Here is a 23,378-nt window from a genome sequence, read left to right as displayed (position 1 = left end):
AACCAAACCACAATTCCAACAGGATAAATGGTGTTGATATTAGCTGCACTTTTCGCCAACGCCACCGTTTCCGTCAAACCAAGGTTTTACGGAAATAATAAATTAACAACAAATCGTGTCGAAGCAGTATGCTAGGGAATTAAATGGGGATAGAGAGGGTAAAAACTGGCTATATCCATGTATTAATAAATGACCAGAATGGCGATTATGGGGAGCAATACTGTGATTGGTTTAATTACAATCGATTTTTGTTCACAAAACAACCTAAAAATGGTCGAAGAGATCACACATATTGTCGAAACACATTCTTCCTCAATCACGATGAAAATGGATTGGCTATGAACTGTATCAATCGCTGTTTTTTTCTGCTTTGCATATTCTAATTCTGGAGATTTGTTATAACTAAATAAATTGGAGAGTTACCCGAAATTTTGTATAGGATTTAGTAATCATATTAAAACACAAAACAGGCAACTCTCAATTTTTAGATTAAATTTCAACTAACACATCCAAATTTATTTAACAGAAAATTCTATATTTACACTTCGATTTCTTACCCAAAAAGCTTGGCTATTATAACAAATCTGGCCTCCGCAGATAGCATTTTCAACGATATCGGGACACCCTTTAATCAATGTATACCATTCTGGGCCAGATCCATCTGAATTTGCATGACCACGGCCATGTCTAAATGTTAGTGTACAATTTTCTGTGTCTGTATTGGCAACATTAATATAACTGACACTCCAATCGACAGTTTTAGTTTCATTTGTACATCCATCTACCCAGTTATTATTATCCTTTAGATTTCCCAGATAGGTTTGACCTGCCTCTAAACGTATTTTTTTGTCTCCACTATCGTACATGCAACTAGATGATTGTGTAACAAGGGTAATACTCTTTGTCGCTGATGAGTTTTTAATTTGTAGTGCATATGTGGCTGATAGATTAGAAATTTTACCTTCTGAAACTTCTAATGTTGCCTCCTTATCGGTAATGTTCTCTTTTGTCTCAGCAGCTAAAGCTAGTTGTGTTGACGAAGCTAAAAGTACAATAGCTGTACCAATTAAAGTTTTCAAAGTGATCATATTAATAAACTCCTTTGATGAAATTATTCGGAACCTTATTAGGTGATTTTTGTGAGTTATTTTTCACCCGTCAGATAGCTTCCATAGGATATTAAGAAATCACCACACTAAAGTTATTTTATTTGCATTTAAGCAAGTGTTGTTGAACGTTATTGATATCGTAACGATAATTATAAGTATAATTCATATTTTTATATATTGAATTATTTTTTTAAATTTACATCCTGATATATATCAGGATGTAACCTTATGATTTATTATGTAAATAATAACAAACAGGTTTTGTCTAATTTTAAAATAATTTCATAAATTATAAAAAAGTATCATCTATATGTTTGTTGTTTTAATATGATTAGAGGTGATGTTTATCATATTGGACTTGAGAGAAATCGAGAAGTTTTAATTGATTTGATATTTATCAATGAAAATAAAAAAGGCCAGCAACCGCTGGCCAATTTTAAAATTTATTTTTGTTCTCCAAGGTCCTCAAAAAATATTGCACCTATGTTGCCTGCTTGATCTAAGCCATACATACAAAAGCGTATTGGTGAGCCTTTCTTTTTAATCGTAACCGGTACTCTTCTATAAGTAGAGTAATTTTTATAATCATCACATTTTGTCGATTTTCTTGGGCCTGCCTTATAACGTATATCAACAACTTCCCAGGGTTTAAACCTGAAGTCGACAACCCAGCTATCATCTGTTTCAAGAAGTAATGTTGAACCCGGTCTTATTCCCGGAAGGGTGTTATCAATTTCACGTAATTTTATTGATGCGTTAGACGTACTCTGCCAGCGTTTATTTGCAGAATGTTGCCCAATGACACACATGGTATAAATCCCTTCTTTGGAAGGAACGGTAAGTTTTTCCAGTGGCTGTGTCGTGACTGGAATAGGTTTGCTGTATCCTTTAGGGTCTGTACAATCAATATTACTCGCAAGCCCTCTTTTATAGCGAATATTACTAAAACCTTTCTCTTCAAGGCGTAAATTCCAAGTGACAGGTTTGTTGTTAACTGTGCCCTTCGTAATCAGCGGACCGCTAGCGTTAATAGTGATCCCTTTTCCATCGTCAAATTTACTTAAATCCAGTTTTCCATCAGGAGTAAACGCATTTGCAATTTTATCAACAGGAATATAGTAACTGGCGCCTACACGAGAGAAACTGTGATCGATAATAAATTCACAAGGCCGATTAAGACCGCAACCCCAATAACTTTGATCAACGGTGGTATTTAATACACCAATTATCTTGGATTGATCTTTCAACATAACCGGTGAACCCGAAGTTCCTCCCGAGACACCGGCGCAATTAACCGGAACGGCAGAATTCCAGGCCCATATATTTTCATACACAAACGAATTTTTTCCAACAATGTAGCAAGCGGAATAGCGTAGATAACGTTTATCACTATCTATGCCATTAACCGGAATGTGAGCTAGTTCAATAGGCTGATTTGTTAATTCTGATGCTGATGGTTCATGACCTGCTTGTAAAGTCACTGGTAGTATTCCGCGATTCGCCAACTCACCATAAGTTGCCTTAAGTCTGAAAATCGCAAGGTCGCCGCCTTTCATTGTCGCGTATAAAACCCTATCGATATCAACAGGTTGGTGTTCGTTAATTAAGTCAATAAAGTAATTTGGTGTGTATGTCCAACCAGGGCCTACAGGTTGATCAATTATTACTTCATTAGTATCTAATGAAGAATCAAAACAATGGCCTGCGGAGAGAATAAGTGCTTGTTGGTTGGCGTCAGGGGTTTCTGAACCGGCAATAAGTGTCGCGGTACACTGTCCGCGACCATTTAGTTTTCCCACATGCTTAAATCGCTCAGCACCCGGATCAGTAGATTTTAATAGCGGAGCTTCGGTGCGGGTATTGTCTTGAAGATCAGCAATATGCTCGCTGTTATTTTCAGGAAGTGCTTGTGCAAAAAAACTTGCTGATACAATCCCTGTAATAAGTGTAGCTAAAAAAATTTTCTTCATATTTTTACCTCGTGTTGTTTACATTGTTAATCTTTCCATGTAATGGAAACAGACATTCAATGAAATAAAGTTTATGGCTAAGTTTTTTTTAGAAATTTAATAAATCCTCTATATGAGTATTTAGTGTTTACTAATTTGTGAATTAATAGACAGTTTTTTTAGCGCATAAAATCATTCTATTGGGTGCCCGTTATCCATAGCCAATAATAAATAACATAAAAATCAGTCAAATCGTTTTATATACTGCAATAGAGCTATAACGTTCAATGGAACGAGAGCGGGTTATAAAGGTTTTTCTGGTATAAATTCGTTGTTATAAAGGATGAATTGATTCAATGAGAGTTAAACTCCGGGAGAATATCTATTTATTCGTTGTGACTAAATTTATCACCCGGAGCATTTGTTGTGGAATAATAAAAGTGTTAGCGAAATAATTTTAGTCTTGCTGGAATAAGTTTCAATTTAGTTTGCAATGTTTTTAGATAGTCAATAGTCATAGTCGCTAAAATGGAATAAAAATTATTTTCCAGTTTAGTTGTCTGAACTAATTCCAGATAACGGTAGGCCCACGGTAGTAAATGTTGTTCCAGTAGTGTGCGTGCGGCAGGTTTATCTCCTTGTTCTAAAATATAAACTAAGGCCAGCAGCATCAGACCGAATTGATCTTCGGGTTCCCGTTGTTCACTGGACATGACAATGTTCTGTTTTGCCAGAAATTCTCGGTAAGCCAGCGTGCTTTCACCTGATAACGAGTTTTCTCTGTCCAGATAAACCGATCCCCAAGGAGGGGCTGGCATAACACCTTGCCCTTCAAACAGGATAGAGTAGTCATATTGTAGAGATTCGGCAGAGAAGGTCGCGATCTTTTTCGTCAGGTTTTCTATTTTACGGTTATTTGACCAGGGAAATAATTTATTAATATCGGCAAGTAATGGAATTAACGGGCGCACTTGTTCTGATTTCGGTGAGTAATAAAAACAGGCGCCAAGAATTCGAGGTATGGAGGTATCTAATAACATAGGTAGTTCTCATTGTGATTTGTGGTTATATAGATGATGTAAGCAGTGATTTTACGATAAGAAACATCATAAGCTTATGTGATATGAATAGATAGTTGATTATGATCAATGATTAATCTATTGCGGTGTTGTTACCATCTTTATCACCAGATTAACGGTGATTTTTATTATAAAGCGTATAAATTTATCGCCGAAAATAATAAAATTACCCGCTTTATTGGTATGGAAAAATATATTTAATCTACATTTTAATTCAACGAATTTAATAAGGTTATTATGGTAAAAGTGAATATGTATCATTAGTTATCTAATGATTTAATAACTTGAAAAGTAGACCACGTTAAAAATAAATAGACCGCCGTTGGGTTAATACCACACCTTAATGGTGTGGTTGGGAAGGAGGTGGAAATCCTCCGCAGCCCCCGCTGCTGTGATGCTGACAACTCCGCTGATGCCACTGGTCGGAAAGACTGGGAAGGTTGCGGGGAAGGGTGACGCTAAGCCAGAAGACCGACCTGACAGGCATGAGACATTAACTCCTTCGGTGGGAAGCGGGTTGTCATCCGAGTGGTGTGCGCAGTATTGGCACGTCTTATTGGCGCTCATTCTCCGATCGATATATCGGGAATTTTCTATGCAATGGTCAGGCAGGAAGGCATTTGTTATCGCCGGTACCGGTAGTGGCTGTGGTAAGACTACGGTTACCCTTGGCATTTTGCGGGCATTGATGTTGAGAGGGTTGGCTGTCCAGCCGTTTAAAGTGGGGCCGGATTATCTGGACAGCGGCTGGCACAGCTCTGTATGTGGCGTAGCATCTCGTAATCTTGATGCATTTATGTTGCCGCCCGCGACCCTTAATGGTCTTTATAATGAGCATATGCGTCATGCTGATGTGGCAGTCATTGAAGGTGTGATGGGGTTGTATGATGGTTATGGTACTAACCCAAACTATTGTAGTAGCGCTGCAATGGCTAAACAGTTGGGATGTCCGGTGATTTTGTTGGTAGACGGTAAGGCTGTATCTACTTCTGTTGCCGCGACTGTTCTGGGTTTTTGTCGTTTTGATCCCTCTCTAACGATTGCGGGCGTCATTGTTAACCGCGTCAATTCTGAAAATCATTTCGAACTTATTCGTCACGCGATTGAACATTATTGTGGTGTTCCGGTGTTAGGGCGTTTACCCGTGATGAAGGATGTGTCATTACCATCTCGTCATCTTGGCCTGATTCCTGCCCAAGAGCAGGTTGATAATGATGTTCGCTGGCAGCGGTTGGCTCAACAAGTGGAGATGTATATCAATCTTGATCGTCTGTTGGCGCTTTGTGAATGTTCTGCTTTACCAGAAGGCGAGGCGCCATTATTGCCTGATCCCGCATTGGCTGATGGCTTGACGTTAGCATTGGCAGATGATGAAGCCTTTAATTTTTATTACCCAGATAATCTGGAGATGTTGGAACGGGCGGGAGTACGTATTCACCGTTTTAGTCCACTGCATGATCGCCGTTTGCCCGATTGTCAAATGATTTATCTCGGTGGTGGTTATCCTGAAATCTATGCTGCTAAGTTGGCTGCCAATAGTGCCATGCGGGAAGCTTTACAGGATGCTCATTATCGTCAAGTTCCCATTTATGCTGAATGTGGCGGCCTGATGTACCTTGGCAAATCGTTGACCGACGGTGAGGGGGCGAGCCACCAGATGGCCGGTATTCTGCCGGGGGAAAGCCATATGGGTACGCGGCTGATGCGCTTTGGTTACTGTCAGGCGCAGGCCCGTTTTGACACTTTGCTGGCCGCAGAAGGTGAGATTTTACGGGGCCACGAGTTTCATTATTCTGATTTTATTAGCTCAGTGCCCTCAGTCTTTGACTGTACTAAATGGCGTGACGGGATGGCAATACAGCAGTGGGCCGGAGGCTATCAGGTACAGCAGACGCTAGCCAGTTATCTTCATATCCATTTTGCTCAGCGTCCTACTCTGCTTGATCGCTGGTTGAGATCTGCAAGGAGGCTATTGTGACACTTGCCGCCTGGTTTGCTGCTTTCTTGCTCGATAGCTGGTTAGGCGATCCGCCACATTGGCCTCATCCGGTGCGTTGGATTGGTAAGCTGATTTCACTGGTACAACGGGCGGTTCGGCGCTGTTGTCACAGTGAACGTGCATTGAAAGTTGGTGGAGCAGGGCTATGGATAGTGGTTGTTGGGCTGACCTGGTTGGTGAGTTGGGGATGCTTGTGGCTGATGTACTCCATTCATCCTTGGATCGGCTGGCTGGTCGAAGTGTGGATGATTTATACCCTGTTGGCTGGCCGTTGTCTGAGTGACACCGCGCTAGAGGTGCATAGCGTATTGAGGCATGGCTCTTTGGATGAGAGTCGCCAGCAATTGTCACGGATTGTCGGGCGAGATACTTCTCAACTGGATGCACCGCAAATCACGCGCGCAGTAGTGGAAACGGTGGCGGAAAACAGCGTTGATGGGGTTATTGCTCCGCTGTTTTTTTTGATGATTGGTGGCGCGCCGTTGGCAATGGCTTATAAAGCGGTTAACACCCTTGATTCAATGGTGGGGTATAAAACCCAGGAATATCGCGCTATTGGGTATGTTTCTGCGCGTATGGATGATCTGGCGAATTGGTTACCGGCGCGGTTGAGTTGGCTGTTATTGAGTGCGGCAGCCTGGTTCATCCGGCTTGATTTTCGCCAGGCACTGCGTATTGGCTGGCGTGATCGTTATCAGCATGCCAGCCCTAACTGTGGCTGGCCGGAAGCGACGGTTGCGGGAGCGTTGGGTATCCGCCTTGGTGGTCCGAATTGTTATTTTGGTGAACGAGTAGATAAACCCTGGATTGGTGATGAACGCCGTGAAATCTCGCTGATGGATATCCCGCGCAGTATCTATTTGATGATGATAGCTTCGCAACTGGCCTTACTGTTGTTTGCGCTGTTGCGTTTACTGTTGGTTGGAATGGCTTAGAAAAGGGCAAACAATATGAACTACCTCCAGAAACCTCAGCAAATTGAACAGAATAGCTTTGCAATCATTGGCGATATTATTGCCAGCGAACTCCCTGATTATCGTTTTGTCGATGAGATGCAAGAAGCGGTAATTAAACGGGTGATCCATACCACCGCAGATTTTGATTGGTTGGATATTTTATGGTTCTCGCCGGGTGTGTTGGCCCGCGTTACAGAGGCATTGAGTCGGGGATGCACCTTGTATACCGATACGACGATGGCTCAGTCCGGTATTAACAAAGCACTGTTACATCAAATGGGGTGTGAATGCCGCTGTTATATCAGTGATCCACGTGTAGTCGCGATGGCGAAAGCGCAGGGTATTACGCGTTCTATGGCCGCGGTAGATGTCGCACTGGCTGAAAAAGGCGACAAAATCTTCGTGTTCGGTAACGCTCCAACCGCTCTGTTCCGTTTGCTGGAAAGGCAGGCTTCGCCATTGGCGGTGGTTGGAGTGCCTGTCGGTTTTGTCGGTGCGGCGGAATCGAAAGCCGCGTTGATGCAAAGTGAACTGCCTTGTATCGCCGCCGCAGGCCGTAAAGGGGGAAGTAATATCGCGGCGGCGATTATCAACGCCATTCTGTACCGATTGCGGGAGGCGCCATGAGTGACACTGTTCAATTAAACACTATGCAACTAGACAGCATCTGGCATAACGGTAAACAGTATCGCAAAGGTTATACCACCGGCTCCTGTGCCACCGCAGCCGCTAAGGTTGCCGCATTAATGGTACTGCGTCAGCAAGTTATTGATCATGTATCTATTGTTACCCCTTCTGGTGTGACATTACGCCTTAACGTTGAACAGCCACTGATTGAAGGCCAGCAGGCGACGGCTGCTATCCGTAAAGATGGTGGCGACGACGTAGATGCGACGCATGGCATGCTGATTTTTGCCCGTGTCACTCTATGCGATCACAGTGAGATCCATCTGCGTGGCGGGGAAGGTGTGGGTACAGTTACCCGCAAAGGCGTCGGATTACCGGTAGGCAGCTCTGCGATTAATCGTACACCGCGTCAAACCATTGAGGCCGCGGTACGGGAGGCTATCGGCCCTTTACGGGGCGCGGAGGTGGAAATTTTCGCGCCGGAAGGTGAAGAGCGAGCAAAGAAAACTTACAACGGGCGATTAGGAATACTGGGCGGTATTTCCATCATTGGCACCACCGGTATCGTTACGCCAATGTCGGAAGAGAGTTGGAAACGTTCGTTGGCGATAGAACTGGAAATGAAACGTTCGGCGGGTGCTGAAAAGGTCATTCTGGTGCCGGGCAATCACGGTGAGCGTTTTGTGCGTGAACAATTGGGGCTCGATGGTCAGCTAGTAGTGACCATGAGTAACTTCGTTGGTTACATGTTGCAGGAAGCGGTACGGCTTGGGTTCCGCCATATCATGTTGGTGGGGCATCCCGGCAAACTGGTGAAAGTGGCCGCAGGAATTTTCCATACCCACAGCCATATCGCTGATGGCCGCATGGAAACGTTGATTGCTTATCTGGCACTGATGGGAGCGTCGCAGGAACTGTTATTGGAAGTGAGTCGCTGCGATACCACGGAAGCCGCAATGGAACTGATAGCAGAACACGGCTTGCAAGCGGTTTATGACCGTATAGCCGAACGCATTTGTGAACGCATGCGTGAGATGTTGCGTTTTGCGGTTAACCCACCGTGCTGTGATGCCATCATGTTCTCTTTTGATAATCAGATACTTGGCGCCAGTCGCCCATTGAATGACATTTTGGAGGCAATGCGATGATCACTGTAGTGGGAATTGGCCCCGGCGATACTGCGTATCTGATACCACAGGCACAGCACTATATCACTGAAGCGGAGGTATTGGTCGGCGGTAGACGCCACTTGGAGATATTTAGCGGTGTCACCCACGAAACCCGCGTGCTGGATGCTGATCTGGCTAGTTTGCTTGTTTGGCTACAGAACAACAGTACACGCCGGATTGTGGTCTTAGCGTCTGGTGATCCGCTGTTATATGGCATTGGCAAATTATTGTCTGAATATTTTGCCGCAGATGATCTGCGCATCATTCCGGGTATCAGTTCAATTCAGTATCTGTGTGCCAAAGCTGCACTGGATATGAACGATATCTATCTAACCAGCAGTCACGGGCGAGCCCCGGATTTTGGTTGGCTTCTGCAACACGACAAAGTAGGCATGGTAACTGATGGGCGCGTCGGCCCGCGGGCAATTGCGGAGGCCATTATTGAGCGTGGCCTGAGCCGTACATTGATTATTGGTGAAAACCTCTCTTTGCCTAATGAGCGTATTCACCGTCTGCGGCCGGAAGCGGTGGCGACTGACTATGACATGAATGTGGTGGTGATCCTAAATGAGAGATGATGAATTTTTACGCGGACAGAAAGTGCCAATGACCAAAGAACCTGTACGTGCATTGGCGCTGGAGCGGCTGGAACTCAGCGATACCAGCCAATTGATTGATGTGGGAGCGGGTACAGGCAGTGTGGCATTGGAGGCGGCGTTACGCTTCCCGGCGCTGACTGTTACTGCTATTGAACGCAACCCGGCGGCACTAGCCTTGATTGGGGAGAATCGTCAGCGGCTAGGTTGTCATAATGTGGAGATCATTGCTGGAGAAGCCCCATTAGCATTGGATGTTATGGCCGATGCGGTGTTTATTGGCGGAAGTGGCGGGCAATTGACCGCTTTGATCGACTGGGCTCTGGATCACATGCACCCTGGTGGCCGTCTGGTACTGACTTTCATTTTGCTGAATAACCTGAATGATGCACTGGAACATTTGCGGACCTGTCAGATCAGTCAATTGGAGTGCATACAGCTACAAGCATCTACTCTAGCGACCTTGGGTACGGGTCACTATTTCAAACCGAATAATCCGACTTATCTAATTTCCTGTTACAAGGAGAAGATCGATGTCTGAATATTTTGATCCCAGAAAAGTGTGGTTTGTCGGGGCCGGGCCGGGTGATAAGGAGTTGATCACCTTAAAAGGCTACCGTTTGCTGCAACAGGCACAGGTGGTGATTTATGCCGGTTCATTGATTAATACCGAACTGCTGGATTATTGCCCGCCAGAGGCTGAGTGCCATGATAGCGCCGGTCTGACGCTGGAACAGATTGTTGCGCTGATGGTTGAGGGTGTACGTGCGGGTAAGTTGGTGGTGCGGCTGCAAACCGGCGATCTCTCGTTGTTCGGTTCCATACGCGAACAAGGGGAAGCGTTGACCGATGCGGGCATTAGTTTTGTCTCGATACCGGGTGTCAGTGCTTTCCTTGGGGCGGCAGCGCAATTAGGGGTGGAGTACACCGTACCGGAAGTGGCGCAAAGCTTGATCATTACCCGGATTGAAGGGCGTACACCGGTGCCGCCGCTCGAACAACTGGAATCCTTCGCCGCTCATCAAACGTCAATGGCGATTTATCTTTCTGTACAGAAAATGAGACATGTGGCTGCGCGTCTTCAAGCTGGTGGCTATCCGGCAACGACGCCGGTCGCGGTGATATACAAAGCGACCTGGGCTGACACGCTTACTGTACGTGGTACGTTGGCTGATATTGCTGAAAAAGTACAGGCAGCGGGTATTCGTAAAACCGCTTTGATTCTGGTCGGTGCTTTTTTGGGAGAAGAGTACCACTATTCCAAGCTTTACGATGCGGGGTTTAGCCATGAATATCGCCGGGCATGAGTCGATTGCGGTGTTCTGTCTGACGCCGGGAGGGGTCAGACTGGTACATCGGTTGCAAGCTCATCTTCCTCTGACCTGTTTTACCAGCGAAAAGTTGTTAGAGCCGGGGTTTACGCCGTTTAATGGCAGCTTTGGCGACACGTTGCGCGAGGCATTTAAACACTATTCGGCGTTGGTAGTGGTGGCGGCGCTTGGCATCACGGTACGTATGCTTGCGCCAATCATAAACGACAAAATGCATGATCCCGCGGTGGTGGTGATTGATGAAGGAGGACAGCATGTTATCAGCCTGTTATCCGGTCATGTGGGTGGGGCTAATGCGTTGACTCATCATTTGGCGGAGTTATTGGGGGCTGACCCGGTGATTACAACCGCCACGGATGTTAATGGGATGGCGGCGTTGGACACCCTTGCCACTCAATTAGATGCCGATATGCAGGATTTTCGCCACGTGGTGAAGGTGATAAATCAAATGCTGGTCAGTGGTCAAAAAGTGGGGTTGTGGTGGGATGAGCCACTACTTAACGAATGCGAGCAGTGTGATACCCGGGGTTTTGTCCCGGTAGTGAGTCTGGAGGAATTGCCTGAACTGGATGCGCTGGTGTGTATCACATTGCGAGATTCGCTGCCGGAATTGTCTCTACCGGAACTGTCTCCGCCGGTTTACAAATTGGTGCCGAAACGAGTGGTGGCAGGGATTGGTTGTCGCCGGGATACGCCATTGCAAACAGTGATTGAGCTATTGCGGCAACAGATGGCGGAAAACCATTTCGATCTGATGGCGTTGCGGGCCATCGGCAGTGTTGTCATTAAAAAGGATGAACCGGCGCTGAATCAACTTGCACAGTGTTGGCGCGTACCGTTTGAGTTGTTCAGTGTTAATGAATTAAGTCTTCATGAGCAACGATTTCCTGCTTCCGATTTTGTCCGCCAGACGATAGGAATTGGCAGTGTTTCACAACCTGTCGCTTGGTTGATGAGTGAAGGAAAATTGGTTGGTCGGACCTTGCGTCAGCAGGGCGTCACTATCACTTTGGGGGTATCACAATCATGTTAACGGTAATCGGTATTGGACCAGGCAATGAATCCATGATGACGCAGGAGGCCATTGAGGCGATCCGCGAAGCTGAAATTATTGTCGGCTATAAAACCTACACCCATTTAGTTAAGCATCTAACGATGGATAAAGAAGTGATTAAGACCGGGATGTGCAAGGAGATTGAACGCTGCCAGAGGGCGATCGATCTGGCGTTGTCCGGCCGTAAAGTCGCTTTGATCAGCAGTGGTGATGCGGGAATCTATGGCATGGCGGGTTTAGTGCTGGAATTGGTTTGCCAGCAACAGTGTGATCTTGAAGTTAGATTGGTCGCCGGGATCACCGCCAGTATTGCTGCGGCGTCGTTATTAGGTGCGCCGTTGATGCACGATTTTTGTCATATCAGTTTAAGTGATCTGCTAACGCCGTGGCCGATGATTGAGAAACGTGTTATTGCCGCCGCGCAAGCGGATTTTGTTGTCTGCTTCTATAACCCACGTAGCCGTGGCCGGGAAGGGCATCTTGCCAAAGCATTTGAACTTATGCGGCCGTGGAAAGCAGCACAGACGCCGGTTGGCGTAGTAAAAGCGGCGGGACGTAAAAAACAGGATAAATGGATTACCACGTTTGGCGAGATGGATTTTTCCCCGGTGGATATGACCAGTTTAGTGATCGTCGGCAATCAAACGACCTATTGCCGTGATGGGTTGATGATCACGCCACGGGGGTATGAATTATGAGCCATCCATCTATCCATGTTTTTGGCGGAACCAGTGACGCCCGATTGCTCTGTCAGGCATTAGACGCGGCGGGAGCACGTTATCGCCTCTCTGTCGCCACTGACGCGGGGAGACAACTGGCGGGTGATATTCGGGGAGACGTGGTGGTGGGGCGAATGGATGCCGAAGCGATGGTGGATTACTTTGATCGGCATAAGGTACGTTGGGTGATTGATGCTTCTCATCCTTACGCAGATGCACTCAGTCACAACGTGATCACCGCTTGTCGTCGTTTGTCACTGCGGCTTACTCGTTATCAGCGTCCCAGTGAAATTGACTTACTGAGCCATCCACTGTTGCACAAAGTGAATAGTATAGAGGCGGCTTGCGACGTTGCCCGGACACTAGGGCAACGGATCTTGCTCACCACCGGCAGTAAGCAACTAGATCTGTATCAGCGTTTGCTACCGGGAAAAACGTTGTTGGTACGGGTATTGCCGACCGCCGAGGTGTTGATTCAGTGTGAAGCGTTAGGATTGGGGGTTGATCACATTATCGCGTTGCGTGGGCCGTTTACGGCTGAATTCAATCACGCAGTGTATGAATTTTGTCACCCTGATGTGGTGATCACAAAAGAGTCCGGGGCCGAGGGGGGATATCAGCAGAAGGTCGCTCCCTGTCTGGCGCTTAATATTCCCTGTATTGTGGTGTGCCGTCCTACACGGACCTTACAAGGGGATGACGCAGAGCAGATTAGTTCGCTGGATGAGTTTGTCCAACACCTTGCCGGTTGGCAGGAATAATGAGGGCAATAAAATGAAAAAAGCACTATTAATCATCAGCTTTGGTACCAGCTATCATCAAACCCGACAAAAGAATATTGATGTCTGTGAACAACAACTGGCAGCGGCTTACCGTGATCGCGATCTATATCGCGCGTTCACCTCAGAAATGATCATCCGCAAATTAAAAAAACGTGATGGTTTACAGGTGGATAACCCTCGTCAGGCGTTGGAGCGTTTGGTTAAAGAAGGTTACCAGGATGTGGCTATTCAATCTCTTCATGTCATCAACGGTGACGAATATGAAAAGATAGTCAGTGAAGTGAGTACCTTTAGCGATTATTTCCAACGTTTGGTGGTGGGTACACCGCTGCTTAACAGTTTTGCTGATTATCAACAACTGCTTATCGCCCTGAAAAATCAGATGCCGCCATTGGCTGAGGATGAGCGCGTGGTGTTTATGGGGCATGGTGCAACCCATCATGCCTTTTCTGCCTACGCATGCCTTGATCATCTTATGAGCACACATAATTTCCCGGCGTTGGTCGGCGCGGTGGAGAGTTACCCGGAAATCGACAATATCATCATTCGCTTGCGGCGATTGGCGGTACGTAAAGTGCATTTGATGCCGTTAATGCTGGTGGCTGGCGATCATGCGATTAACGATATGGCATCGGACGAGCCGGATTCGTGGCGTTCCCAACTGGAATCTGTTGGGATCAAAACCCAATCCTGGTTACAGGGATTAGGTGAAAATCCATTGATTCGCGAAATGTTCGTTCAACATCTGGCGGACGCGTTGCAGGCGGAACAACAGGAGGTGGTGTGATGAATGGAAGACTTTATGCGATAGGCGTTGGTCCGGGCGCCAGTGACTTGGTTACTGTACGCGCGGCTCGAATACTCGCTCGTCTTGATGTGCTTTACGCACCCGCTGGTCGTAAAGGAGAGGATAGTCTGGCGCTCTCCATCGTGCGTGAATATCTGTTGCCCCACACGGAAATTCGTACCTGCCATTTTCCGATGAACAGTAATGGCGAAGAGAAACAGGCGGTATGGGATCAAGTGGCGCAACAACTGCAAGATGAAGTAGCCAAAGGGCGGCAAGTGGGTTTTATCACCCTTGGTGATGCCATGTTATTCAGTACTTGGGTCTTTTTGCTGGCGAGAATTGGTCGGCAGGAGTGGCTGGAAATTGTCCCAGGTATCACCTCTTTTGCTGCCATTGCTGCGCGTACCGTACTGCCACTGGCGATGGAACAGCAATCAATGGCGATAATGTCTTGTACTGCGCCGGAAGCCGAGCTGGAACAGGCGCTGCAAACGCATGATTGCGTGGTGCTGATGAAAGTTTATAACCGTTTTTCCGCAGTGAGTACATTATTGGCGCGCCTGAATTTGTTTGAACACGCCTTATTAATGGCGGATGCGACATTGCCAAGTGAACAGTGCTGGTGCCGTTTGGATCAGGTGGACGCTGATCAAAAATTACCTTATTTTTCCACCATTTTAGTGAATAAACAATGGCATACTGAGAAATAAGTGCTGGTATGGTAGCAAAAAATATTCATTGGGTTGGTAATGGCGGCGAATATTGACGATTTGATCGCCGGGCCAACCTTTTCCATAATGAAGGAGATAGCATGATGGGCTTGTCTTTAATGTTGCAGGGTACGGCATCTGATGTTGGGAAAAGTGTACTGGTCGCGGGATTGTGCCGTATCTTTGTTCAAGATGGTTATCGCTGCGCACCGTTTAAATCACAGAATATGGCGCTGAATTCTGGTATCACTATTAACGGTGAAGAGATGGGAAGGGCGCAGATTTTTCAGGCGGAGGCGGCGGGTATCGAGCCTGATGTGCGGATGAATCCGGTATTGCTTAAACCCACCAGCGAGCGTAAAGCTCAAGTTGTGTTGATGGGAAAAGTGGCCTGTAGCATGAATGCGGTGGAGTATCACCAGTACAAGCCCAGTTTACAGCAGCAAATTTGTGAGGTTTTTCACAGTCTGGCCCGTGAATATGACGTCATTGTGCTGGAAGGGGCGGGCAGTCCGGCGGAGATCAACCTGCGAGATCGAGATATTGTCAATATGGGGATGGCGGAGATGGTGGATGCCCCTGTGCTGTTGGTAGCGGATATCGATCGCGGCGGTGTATTTGCGGCTATTTATGGCACCTTGGCACTACTACGCCCGGAGGAGAAAGCGCGGGTAAAAGGGGTGATCATCAATAAATTCCGAGGTGATGTCAGTTTGCTCCAGCCGGGTATTGAACAGATTGAAGCCTTAACCGGCGTGCCGGTATTGGGAGTGATGCCTTGGCTGAATATTGATCTGGAAGATGAAGATGGTGTCGCACTGCAAACCGGCAAATATGATGGCGCGACAGAAAAGGCGTTGGATATTGCGGTGATTCGTTTGCCCCATATTGCTAATTTTACTGACTTTAACGCGCTGGCGGTGCAACCGGATGTTCGCTTGCGCTATGTGACTCAACCATCAGCGTTGCAGCCGTCGGATCTGATTATTTTGCCCGGTAGCAAAAACACATTGGGAGATTTGCAATGGCTGCGGCGGAACGGGTTAGCGGATGCCCTGTTAACGGCACATCAGGCGGGTGTTCCTATTATCGGTATCTGCGGTGGTTATCAAATGTTGGGGAGACGGATCATTGATGGCGTGGAATCGGGTATTGAACAGATGGAGGGCCTTGGATTGCTGGATATGGAAACCCGCTTTGCCCACGAAAAAGTAACGACTAGGGTAAACGGTAAGAGCTTGTCAGCATTGCCGGGCTTGTTGTCAGACTGTATCGATCAGCCTATTCGCGGTTATGAAATTCATATGGGCAAATCGATACTGGGAGCGGATGCAACCCCGTTTGCCTGTATTACCGAGCGTAACGGCCAGCCCGGTGATTGGTGTGATGGTGCGGTTAATCGACAGGGCAGTGTGATGGGCAGTTATATTCATGGTTTATTTGATAGCGCTAATTTTACCCGCGCTCTGCTTAACGCTTTGCGTCAGCGCAAAGGATTGGCGGCTTACCAAGGGGAAATACTGGATTATACCCACTACAAACAGACTCAGTTTGACCTTCTGGCGAAAGCCATGCGCGAACATCTGGATATAGAACGGATTTATCAGTGTATGAAAACCTATCGACAAGGTGCGGCTCCGTGATTTTGATCACTGGCGGGGCGCGCAGTGGTAAAAGTGTGCTGGCGGAGAGGCTGGCGGCACAAGCGAGTGAACAGGTGTTGTATATTGCCACTGCCGTAGTGACAGACGGTGAAATGGCTGAACGTATACGACTGCACCGCGAAAATCGGCCGGCTCATTGGCGTATATGGGAGGGCTATCGCGATCTCGGTGCGGTTATCTCGACGCAAACCCGACCGGGAGAAGCGGTTATCTTAGAATGTATCACCACCTTAATTACCAACCTATTATTTGAGCAAGCCGGAGAGACACCACCTGAACAAATGGATTTTGCGGTATTGGAGGTGGGAATTCAGCAGCAAATTAGCGATCTGCTAGCGGCTTGTACTTGTATGACTTCCCCGATATATCTGGTCACTAACGAACTGGGAATGGGCATTGTGCCGGAGAACCGTCTGGCTCGCCATTTCCGCGATATTGCCGGAAGGGTTAACCAGCGGCTGGCGGCGGCTGCCAGTGAAGTATTTTTGATGGTATCGGGAATTGAGGTGAAAATTAAATGAATCTGCGCTTGTTTCTTGCCACCTTACAATTTATGACCCGCATTCCGGTACCATCGCGCTGGACACAGGGATTAGAAATCGATCAATACGTGCGTGGTATAGCGAGTTTTCCATTGGTTGGATTGATTGTCGGTATACTTGCGGCGGCGGTTTTTACCTTGCTGACTCCTTGGTGTGGCGCTCCCTTGGCGGCACTGGGTTACGTATTAGCGCTGGCGTTGTTAACTGGAGCGCTTCATCTTGATGGTTTAGCTGATACCTGTGATGGCGTGTTTTCTGCCCGTAAACGGGAAAAAATGCTAGAGATTATGCGTGATAGCCGTTTGGGAACCAATGGTGGGCTGGCGTTGATCTTCCTTATTTTGGCGAAAGTGCTGGTGGTGAGCGAATTATCTCTGCGTGGTGCTTCCATGTTAATGGCTTTGGCCGCTGCGTCAGTGGCGGGCAGGAGTGCGATTGTCTTGTTAATGTACCGCCAGCGTTGTGCCCGTGAGGGAATTGGGTTAGGGAACCTTTATATCGGGCGGGTTAACGGTTGTCAGACACTGTTGACATTGTTAGGTGGGGTAATATTGATTGCTCTACTGATGCGATGGTCTGGTGTATTAGCATTGGTTATCACATTGCTGGTTATCGGGTTGCTGGCGCTGTATCTGCATCGCCGTTTAGGCGGCCAGACCGGTGATACCCTTGGCGCGTCAGTGGAAGCCGGGGAGTTGGTGTTTTTACTGGCGCTACTGTGAGTAGCCTCCTAACAGAATGTCCAACTCCCTATTCTTACACTAATCATTAGCTGGCTGAGAGAATAACAGTAATAGGTGCATAATGCTTACGGGCGGAAATTTGGCGACTTTCCCAGCGATCATGAGCTGCTTGGAGGTTAATCCAAAAATCTTCGTCCGTTTCAAATAAACCGGCTAACTGTGTGGCCTCTTCGACGGACAGGCGCCGGGAATTATTCACAATTTGGCCGATAACCTTGCGAGAAACACCCATCGCATTCGCCAACTGTTGTTGAGTTATTTTCAAGGGTTTCAAAAACTCTTCAGCCAACATTTCACCTACAGTGGTAGGTTCTGCTGTTCTGGTATCCATAAAGTTTCCTGTGAAATCCAAGAGGAATAATAAAACCATATTTACTTCACGTTCTCTGCCTTTCTTCTTTTTTGTCAGTATCAATCTTTGCTCATTGGCTTGTTGTTGGAGGTTCTGACCGTTTGATCTGTAAACTCCGCATATGCTGAAAGCGTTAGCGTTGGGTGGTATGGCAGGCAGAGAACAACAGGGCAATCGGGCATTTTTATAACAATAGGTTTAGGTCTTTTAGCTGGCATAGTTTATTCTTCCCAAGTCCTTATCCGGATTTCGTCCAGATTTAACTGGATTTCGTCGTACTTTAAGGTCTCCAGGTGGAGGCTTCAACATGAGGATGATCTCCTGTGGGAGTCTTGTCAAACGGTTATGCGGAAAAACTTAAACTCATTAGAAAAGCAGAGGGGCTAACGAAAGTTGCATTTGCAAAAGAATTAGGATTGGGTTTGCGTACTGTAAAAAATTATGAAACGGGGCATATACCCTATGGATTTCAAGATGCATCGTGACGGCAAGGGAGCGAATCCCCGGGAGCATAGCAAACTATGTGACCGGGGTGAGTGAGCGCAGCCAACAAAGAGGCAACTTGAAAGACGACGGGCATAAAGATATACATACGTTGGGAGCGTGGTTCCCCTTTGTTTATAAGTTAAGAAACTCATTAAACGAAAACATTTATAATAGTGATTAAATGAAAGACAAAAACAAACTTATTAAGAAGTTGGAAACAATAAATGCTGATACTTTCTTCAAGTTCTTGGACGCGAAGAAAGTAACTCGAATATGCCCGATGTGCCACAGTGTTGGTGAGCAAGTTATTGCTGAGACAAGCAAAGCTGCGGTTGCTGACTTGCTTCATGGGCAATCGGTTAGCAAAACATTTGTTACTTTTTTCAGACACGCACCAGAACAACCTACCGACAGTGATGCTAATTATTATTATAAACTCAGCTGTGATAATTGTGGCTATATTACCACTCATGAGGTCAGATCTGTGCTTCATTGGTTGAGTCAGCAAGAGAAGGGATCTCATGATGAGTAATATATCTTATATGAATAGTACTAAACGTAAAGGGGGTGATGATATGGATACTACCCGTAATGATGGCGGTGATGGCGGCAGTTTAGAGCCAAGAGTGGCGCGTCTTGAATCAGATGTCATGCAAATAAAGATAGAGTTAACCAAGCTAACAACTCGATCTGAAGAGTTTGCGACAAAAGGCGACCTACATAAAGAAATCAGTGCACAGACGAAGTGGTTAGCTGCAACCATAATTGGTACCGCTGGGTTGGCATTAGCTGTGGCTCGTTATTTGTTTGGGTGAAATTTCTGGTAGACATTTTGTGAGTGTATCCAAACTGGATAGCGGGCAGTACCTTGCTGATGTTCGCCCGCAAGGGCAAGCATATTCGTAAGTGCTTCGGCACAAAGTCCGAAGCGCAACAGTATGAACGTTGGGTAATCGCTACCCAAAACGGTATTAAATCAATGATTCCCAATCTAGCAAAAAGGCTGGCGAGACATGTACTACGACACACATTCGCAAGTCATTTTATGATGAATGGGGGTAACATGCTAAAAAACGAGTCTGAATCTACGTGTTTCTGAATTAACAGCTCTAAAACACATCTGAGGTAGAGTAACAACAATGCGACTATTTTTGGTTCGGCACGGTCAGACGGAAGCGAATCTGAGTGGTGTTTTCTGTGGTATGACGGATGTGGCGTTGACTGAAACGGGGATAAATCAGGCTCGGCAAGTTGCCCGCTATCTATCGGCAGTGACATTTTCGCAAGCGATAAGCAGCACATTACGGCGGGCGCGTCATACTGCGGAGATTATTCTGGCCGGTCACTCGCTGTCAGCTAGCATTGATACGCAACTCAATGAGATGCATTTTGGCGCATGGGAAATGCGCCATCACCGCGATTTGCAGCATGAAGATGCTGAGGCTTGGGCTGCTTGGTTAGCGGATTGGCAACAGGCAGCACCGACCGGGGGGGAAACCTTTCCGGCATTTGCAGCCCGGATAGAAAACGTGGTTCAGCACCTGCTGATACAAGAAAGTCAGGATAATCTGTTGTTAGTCGCACATCAGGGGGTATTGGGCTTGTTACTGGCGCGTCTGCTGGCTATGCCGCCTGCTGCCATGTGGCATTTTCATTTTGAACAGGGAACGTACAGTGTAGTGGAAGCCCAACATGGATTGACTACCTTGCGCACATTTAATAACCGGAGTGACTGGCCGCCTGAGACACAGGAATAACACCATGCAAACATTTTCATCGATCATTAATGCTATTGCGCCGTTGGATAACATAGCGATGGCGCGTACTGGGACTCGATTGAATGGGCTGGTTAAACCAACAGGCAGCTTCGGACGTCTGGAACATCTGGCGATTCAACTTGCCGGCATGCGGGGATTATCGGGTCATCATATTGATCGTAAGCAGATTATTGTGATGGTCGCTGATCATGGGGTTTATGACGAAGGCGTGACCATATCGCCCAAATCAGCGACGGAGATTCATGCGCGGAATATGATGAAAGGGATCACCGGTGTTTGCGTATTGGCGGCGAATGCGGGTGCGGATGTGAAAGTTGTGGATGTGGGCATTGACAGTGATCCTGTGCCGGGATTAGTGAACATGAAGATGGGGCGTGGTAGTGGCAATATTGTTCATGGACCGGCGATGAGCCGCCGGCAAGCCGAAGATTTGCTATTGGCAAGCGCACATTTAACGCTGGAACAGGTTGCAAACGGTGTGAAACTGTTTGGTGTGGGTGAATTGGGTATGGCGAATACCACACCGGCGGCGGCTGTGGTCAGCGTTTTTACGGACAACGATCCACAACAGATTGTAGGAGTTGGGGCTAACTTCCCCAGAGAACGCTTGCATCATAAAGTGGCGGTTGTGCGACAGGCGATTGAAATCAATCAGCCTGATGCCAGAGATGGCATTGATGTGTTGGCGAAGATCGGGGGTTATGATTTGGTGGGGATGGCAGGCGTAATGCTTGGCGCGGCCTCTGCCGGGTTGCCGGTGATTCTGGATGGATTCCCTTCTTACGCGGCGGCGCTGGCCGCTTGTCGAATTGCTCCCGATGTACGTCATTACCTGATCCCTTCGCATTTATCGGCAGAGAAAGGCTCAATTATTGCGTTGCAACACCTGCAACTAGAGCCTTACCTGCATTTGGACATGCGTTTAGGGGAAGGTAGCGGCGCTGCATTGGCTATGCATCTGGTGGATGCGGCTTGTGCTATGTATAACAATATGGGACTACTTACTGAAAGTAATATTGTGTTGCCATTTTAATTATTAGGATAATTTGATAACCAGCATTAATAAGAAAATAAAATAATTATATTCAGACCTGAATATTGTCAGGTCTGGAATTCTACTAATCTTACCGTTGAATGAGACTTATATACGATGAGTTCGTTTATCGTATTTCTTTTACTTCACTGACAAATTTCAATATTTAACTGTTCACGGAAAGTGTTAAGTTAAATTTCATAGGTGAAATCACCTATTATATATTTCACTAAATAACAGTTAAAATAAGGAGGGAATAAAATGTCATCGAAAGTTATAGCTATAAACCCTGGTCAATCGTTTGAGATTTTTAAGCATGGAAATGTAATATTTCCCAATCATTATCCTTTGGCGATTATAAAAAACAATGGTATGGCACCGATTAGGGCGGTAAATTACTGGGCTCCCCCGATTGGAGATTATAACCAGTATGGTTATATTGATGTTTACCCCGGTGAGGAGAAAACATTTCTCGCACCTGTTAACGCTGTTTATTTTTATAAAATTATAGTCACCAATCTCAGCACTATTTACAACGCAGAAATTGAAGTTACATCGCAGTTTTGGAATTGGTAGTTGATCTTTCATGAACCCTATTTTAAGAATTTCACTATCTACCAAACTAAATGGGAGGCAGGTTTTAACCTGCCATCCTTTATTTTAATTTCTTTTTTTAGATTGACTTATTCTTGAGTAATAATTTTAAGCGTTTTTAGTAAATATATCTCGTAATATTTGATTGCCAATGACTTTCATTATACTTAATCGTATTGGATTAAAAATTTATTCAAGTTTAATTTAAGTGGAATATTGTCAGCAATTAAATGTTATTTATAACACCAAAGGATTGGCTAAATTTCCCTTATCATGAGTTTTATCACATTCTTTGGCAATGAACCCAATATCTATACCATATGGATTTCAAGTTGCATCGCGACGGCAAGGGAACGAATCCCCGGAAGCATAGATAACTATGTGACCGGGGTGAGAGAGTGCAGCCAACAAAGAGGCAGCTTGAAAGATGACGGGTATATATCTACTATTCTACTTAACGACTAAGCGCAATACCGGAAGCTTGTTGTGCCAGCATATTTTTAGCTAAATCGACAATAATTGCCGCAGCTTCGATGGGTGGTGTGCCGCCACGATGAATATTCGAGATACAAGTTCGGTCAGCTTCAACCGTTTTTTCTACAGTCGGTTGGTAAACTGCATAACAGGAGAGACTTTCTGATTGCCCTAATCCGGGGCGTTCTCCAATCAATAAGACAACTACCTTAGCTTTTAGTAACTCGCCAATCTGATCTTCGATTTTGACGCGACCATAACGCACAAAAAATGGTGTGCCGATGCACATTCCTGCCTGTTCCAACCCTTTTAACAGTGGTGGTACAAGATCTTCGTAGTTGGTGATAATGGCATCAGTAGAAAGGCCATCAGAGATCACAACCTGTACATCGGGACCAGTTTTGCACTGTGTCAGCAAGGTTTCTACCGCATTCGCACTGAGTTTTCTTCCCAGATCCGGGCGAGTTAAATAAAGGTTTTTGTCGCTGACTTGAGATTGCACTTCCAGCAATCCGCGTTTTTCTATCCATTCAACCGGGACTTCTTTTAACACCGTATCTTTAGAACGGGAGTGATCGGCCTGAAAACGCAGTAATGCCTGAGTACGGGGGCGTGGACCGCTGCGGCCGGTACCGACTCTCGCCACAGTGCTACGGCGTAATTCCTGTAAGACTTCCATACGGTTCGGGTTTTGGACGCCAATCCACTGCTTGGCCTCTAAGGAGCCTAAATCCGGCGTACAGTTTTCAGTTTCGTCAATGATTTCAGGGGATGCATGGGGGGTCAGGTCAGATACCAGATCGCTTACATTCTCTTCAATTGGTTTTTGGTTCATGGTGATT

At 46.3% G+C, this 23,378-nt stretch carries 26 protein-coding genes and 1 riboswitch; of the genes, 21 read left to right on the top strand and 5 right to left on the bottom strand.

Translation table 11 applies throughout. The features are described from left to right. Positions 1 to 515: 515 nt before the first annotated feature. From Phpb_RS00790 to dmsD, 3 genes are all read right to left on the bottom strand, one after another. Positions 516 to 1,088: a hypothetical protein gene (locus Phpb_RS00790; RefSeq protein ID WP_065388744.1), complete on the bottom strand. Its 573-nt coding sequence runs from the start codon at positions 1,086 to 1,088 to the stop codon at positions 516 to 518. Positions 1,089 to 1,552: 464 nt separating this feature from the next. Then, the gene (locus tag Phpb_RS00785; protein WP_065388743.1) at positions 1,553 to 3,079 is read right to left on the bottom strand and encodes a trypsin-like serine peptidase; all 1,527 of its coding nucleotides are present in this window, start codon (positions 3,077 to 3,079) and stop codon (positions 1,553 to 1,555) included. Positions 3,080 to 3,501: 422 nt separating this feature from the next. Next, the gene (gene dmsD, locus Phpb_RS00780) at positions 3,502 to 4,098 is read right to left on the bottom strand and encodes a Tat proofreading chaperone DmsD (protein ID WP_065388742.1); all 597 of its coding nucleotides are present in this window, start codon (positions 4,096 to 4,098) and stop codon (positions 3,502 to 3,504) included. A 346-nt stretch (positions 4,099 to 4,444) separates the two neighbouring features. Next, a riboswitch (cobalamin riboswitch) is annotated at positions 4,445 to 4,631 on the top strand. A gap of 101 nt (positions 4,632 to 4,732) precedes the next feature. On the opposite strand from dmsD, the gene Phpb_RS00775 reads away from it, so the two are divergent. From Phpb_RS00775 to cobS, 15 genes are all read left to right on the top strand, one after another. After that, the gene (locus Phpb_RS00775) at positions 4,733 to 6,115 is read left to right on the top strand and encodes a cobyrinic acid a,c-diamide synthase CobB (protein ID WP_065388741.1); all 1,383 of its coding nucleotides are present in this window, start codon (positions 4,733 to 4,735) and stop codon (positions 6,113 to 6,115) included. Then, positions 6,112 to 7,071, top strand: coding sequence for an adenosylcobinamide-phosphate synthase CbiB (gene cbiB / locus Phpb_RS00770; RefSeq protein ID WP_065388740.1), 960 nt, complete (start codon positions 6,112 to 6,114; stop codon positions 7,069 to 7,071). The genes Phpb_RS00775 and cbiB overlap by 4 nt, the downstream gene beginning before the upstream one ends. Positions 7,072 to 7,086: 15 nt before the next feature. Further along, positions 7,087 to 7,719, top strand: coding sequence for a cobalt-precorrin-8 methylmutase (locus Phpb_RS00765; protein WP_065388739.1), 633 nt, complete (start codon positions 7,087 to 7,089; stop codon positions 7,717 to 7,719). Further along, complete coding sequence (cbiD, locus tag Phpb_RS00760; RefSeq protein WP_065388738.1) at positions 7,716 to 8,867, top strand: cobalt-precorrin-5B (C(1))-methyltransferase CbiD; 1,152 nt, start codon at positions 7,716 to 7,718, stop codon at positions 8,865 to 8,867. Before Phpb_RS00765 ends, cbiD begins: the two co-directional genes overlap by 4 nt. Then, entirely contained in the window at positions 8,864 to 9,466 is a 603-nt protein-coding gene (locus Phpb_RS00755) for a cobalt-precorrin-7 (C(5))-methyltransferase (RefSeq protein WP_065388737.1), read from the top strand. The genes cbiD and Phpb_RS00755 overlap by 4 nt, the downstream gene beginning before the upstream one ends. Continuing rightward, positions 9,456 to 10,025, top strand: coding sequence for a decarboxylating cobalt-precorrin-6B (C(15))-methyltransferase (locus tag Phpb_RS00750; RefSeq protein ID WP_065388736.1), 570 nt, complete (start codon positions 9,456 to 9,458; stop codon positions 10,023 to 10,025). The genes Phpb_RS00755 and Phpb_RS00750 overlap by 11 nt, the downstream gene beginning before the upstream one ends. Beyond that, positions 10,018 to 10,791: a cobalt-precorrin-4 methyltransferase gene (locus Phpb_RS00745; protein WP_040149065.1), complete on the top strand. Its 774-nt coding sequence runs from the start codon at positions 10,018 to 10,020 to the stop codon at positions 10,789 to 10,791. Before Phpb_RS00750 ends, Phpb_RS00745 begins: the two co-directional genes overlap by 8 nt. Continuing rightward, a complete protein-coding gene (gene cbiG, locus Phpb_RS00740) occupies positions 10,772 to 11,848 on the top strand; it encodes a cobalt-precorrin 5A hydrolase (protein WP_065388735.1) in 1,077 nt (358 codons plus the stop codon). The genes Phpb_RS00745 and cbiG overlap by 20 nt, the downstream gene beginning before the upstream one ends. Further along, positions 11,842 to 12,567: a precorrin-3B C(17)-methyltransferase gene (locus tag Phpb_RS00735; protein ID WP_065388734.1), complete on the top strand. Its 726-nt coding sequence runs from the start codon at positions 11,842 to 11,844 to the stop codon at positions 12,565 to 12,567. The genes cbiG and Phpb_RS00735 overlap by 7 nt, the downstream gene beginning before the upstream one ends. After that, entirely contained in the window at positions 12,564 to 13,349 is a 786-nt protein-coding gene (locus Phpb_RS00730; RefSeq protein ID WP_065388733.1) for a cobalt-precorrin-6A reductase, read from the top strand. Before Phpb_RS00735 ends, Phpb_RS00730 begins: the two co-directional genes overlap by 4 nt. A gap of 13 nt (positions 13,350 to 13,362) precedes the next feature. Beyond that, the gene (cbiK, locus tag Phpb_RS00725; protein WP_065388732.1) at positions 13,363 to 14,157 is read left to right on the top strand and encodes a sirohydrochlorin cobaltochelatase; all 795 of its coding nucleotides are present in this window, start codon (positions 13,363 to 13,365) and stop codon (positions 14,155 to 14,157) included. Next, a complete protein-coding gene (locus tag Phpb_RS00720) occupies positions 14,157 to 14,870 on the top strand; it encodes a cobalt-factor II C(20)-methyltransferase (RefSeq protein WP_065388731.1) in 714 nt (237 codons plus the stop codon). Before cbiK ends, Phpb_RS00720 begins: the two co-directional genes overlap by 1 nt. A 104-nt stretch (positions 14,871 to 14,974) precedes the next feature. Further along, entirely contained in the window at positions 14,975 to 16,513 is a 1,539-nt protein-coding gene (locus Phpb_RS00715; RefSeq protein ID WP_065388776.1) for a cobyric acid synthase, read from the top strand. After that, complete coding sequence (cobU, locus tag Phpb_RS00710; RefSeq protein WP_065388730.1) at positions 16,510 to 17,055, top strand: bifunctional adenosylcobinamide kinase/adenosylcobinamide-phosphate guanylyltransferase; 546 nt, start codon at positions 16,510 to 16,512, stop codon at positions 17,053 to 17,055. Before Phpb_RS00715 ends, cobU begins: the two co-directional genes overlap by 4 nt. Beyond that, complete coding sequence (gene cobS, locus Phpb_RS00705) at positions 17,052 to 17,798, top strand: adenosylcobinamide-GDP ribazoletransferase (RefSeq protein WP_065388729.1); 747 nt, start codon at positions 17,052 to 17,054, stop codon at positions 17,796 to 17,798. Before cobU ends, cobS begins: the two co-directional genes overlap by 4 nt. A 46-nt stretch (positions 17,799 to 17,844) precedes the next feature. On the opposite strand, the gene Phpb_RS00700 is transcribed toward cobS, so the two are convergent. Next, complete coding sequence (locus tag Phpb_RS00700) at positions 17,845 to 18,150, bottom strand: HigA family addiction module antitoxin (protein WP_065388728.1); 306 nt, start codon at positions 18,148 to 18,150, stop codon at positions 17,845 to 17,847. Positions 18,151 to 18,494: 344 nt separating this feature from the next. On the opposite strand from Phpb_RS00700, the gene Phpb_RS24280 reads away from it, so the two are divergent. The 6 genes from Phpb_RS24280 to Phpb_RS00670 all read left to right on the top strand — a co-directional run bounded on the left by Phpb_RS24280 (position 18,495) and on the right by Phpb_RS00670 (position 22,044). After that, positions 18,495 to 18,656 carry a helix-turn-helix domain-containing protein gene (locus Phpb_RS24280; RefSeq protein ID WP_240492364.1) on the top strand — a complete coding sequence of 54 codons (162 nt, stop codon included), beginning with the start codon at positions 18,495 to 18,497 and terminating at the stop codon, positions 18,654 to 18,656. 182 nt (positions 18,657 to 18,838) lie between these two features. Continuing rightward, entirely contained in the window at positions 18,839 to 19,189 is a 351-nt protein-coding gene (locus tag Phpb_RS00695) for a hypothetical protein (RefSeq protein WP_036814493.1), read from the top strand. After that, entirely contained in the window at positions 19,179 to 19,472 is a 294-nt protein-coding gene (locus tag Phpb_RS00690) for a hemolysin XhlA (protein WP_240003008.1), read from the top strand. The genes Phpb_RS00695 and Phpb_RS00690 overlap by 11 nt, the downstream gene beginning before the upstream one ends. A gap of 324 nt (positions 19,473 to 19,796) precedes the next feature. Next, the gene (locus tag Phpb_RS00680; protein ID WP_065388727.1) at positions 19,797 to 20,414 is read left to right on the top strand and encodes an adenosylcobalamin/alpha-ribazole phosphatase; all 618 of its coding nucleotides are present in this window, start codon (positions 19,797 to 19,799) and stop codon (positions 20,412 to 20,414) included. Between the two features lie 4 nt (positions 20,415 to 20,418). Continuing rightward, entirely contained in the window at positions 20,419 to 21,468 is a 1,050-nt protein-coding gene (gene cobT, locus Phpb_RS00675) for a nicotinate-nucleotide--dimethylbenzimidazole phosphoribosyltransferase (protein ID WP_065388726.1), read from the top strand. 261 nt (positions 21,469 to 21,729) lie between these two features. After that, positions 21,730 to 22,044 (top strand): hypothetical protein, encoded by a 315-nt coding sequence (locus tag Phpb_RS00670; RefSeq protein ID WP_036777367.1) that lies wholly within the window; start codon positions 21,730 to 21,732, stop codon positions 22,042 to 22,044. 472 nt (positions 22,045 to 22,516) lie between these two features. Here the strand turns inward: Phpb_RS00670 and eutC are convergent, their stop codons facing one another. After that, entirely contained in the window at positions 22,517 to 23,371 is an 855-nt protein-coding gene (gene eutC, locus Phpb_RS00665) for an ethanolamine ammonia-lyase subunit EutC (protein ID WP_065388725.1), read from the bottom strand. Between the last annotated feature and the right edge of the window lie 7 nt (positions 23,372 to 23,378).

This window comes from Photorhabdus namnaonensis, assembly GCF_001684335.1.
GTDB classification, from domain to species: domain Bacteria; phylum Pseudomonadota; class Gammaproteobacteria; order Enterobacterales; family Enterobacteriaceae; genus Photorhabdus; species Photorhabdus namnaonensis.
The sequence above is the reverse complement of the archived record's forward strand: the minus strand, read 5'-3'. Positions and strand labels throughout refer to the sequence as shown.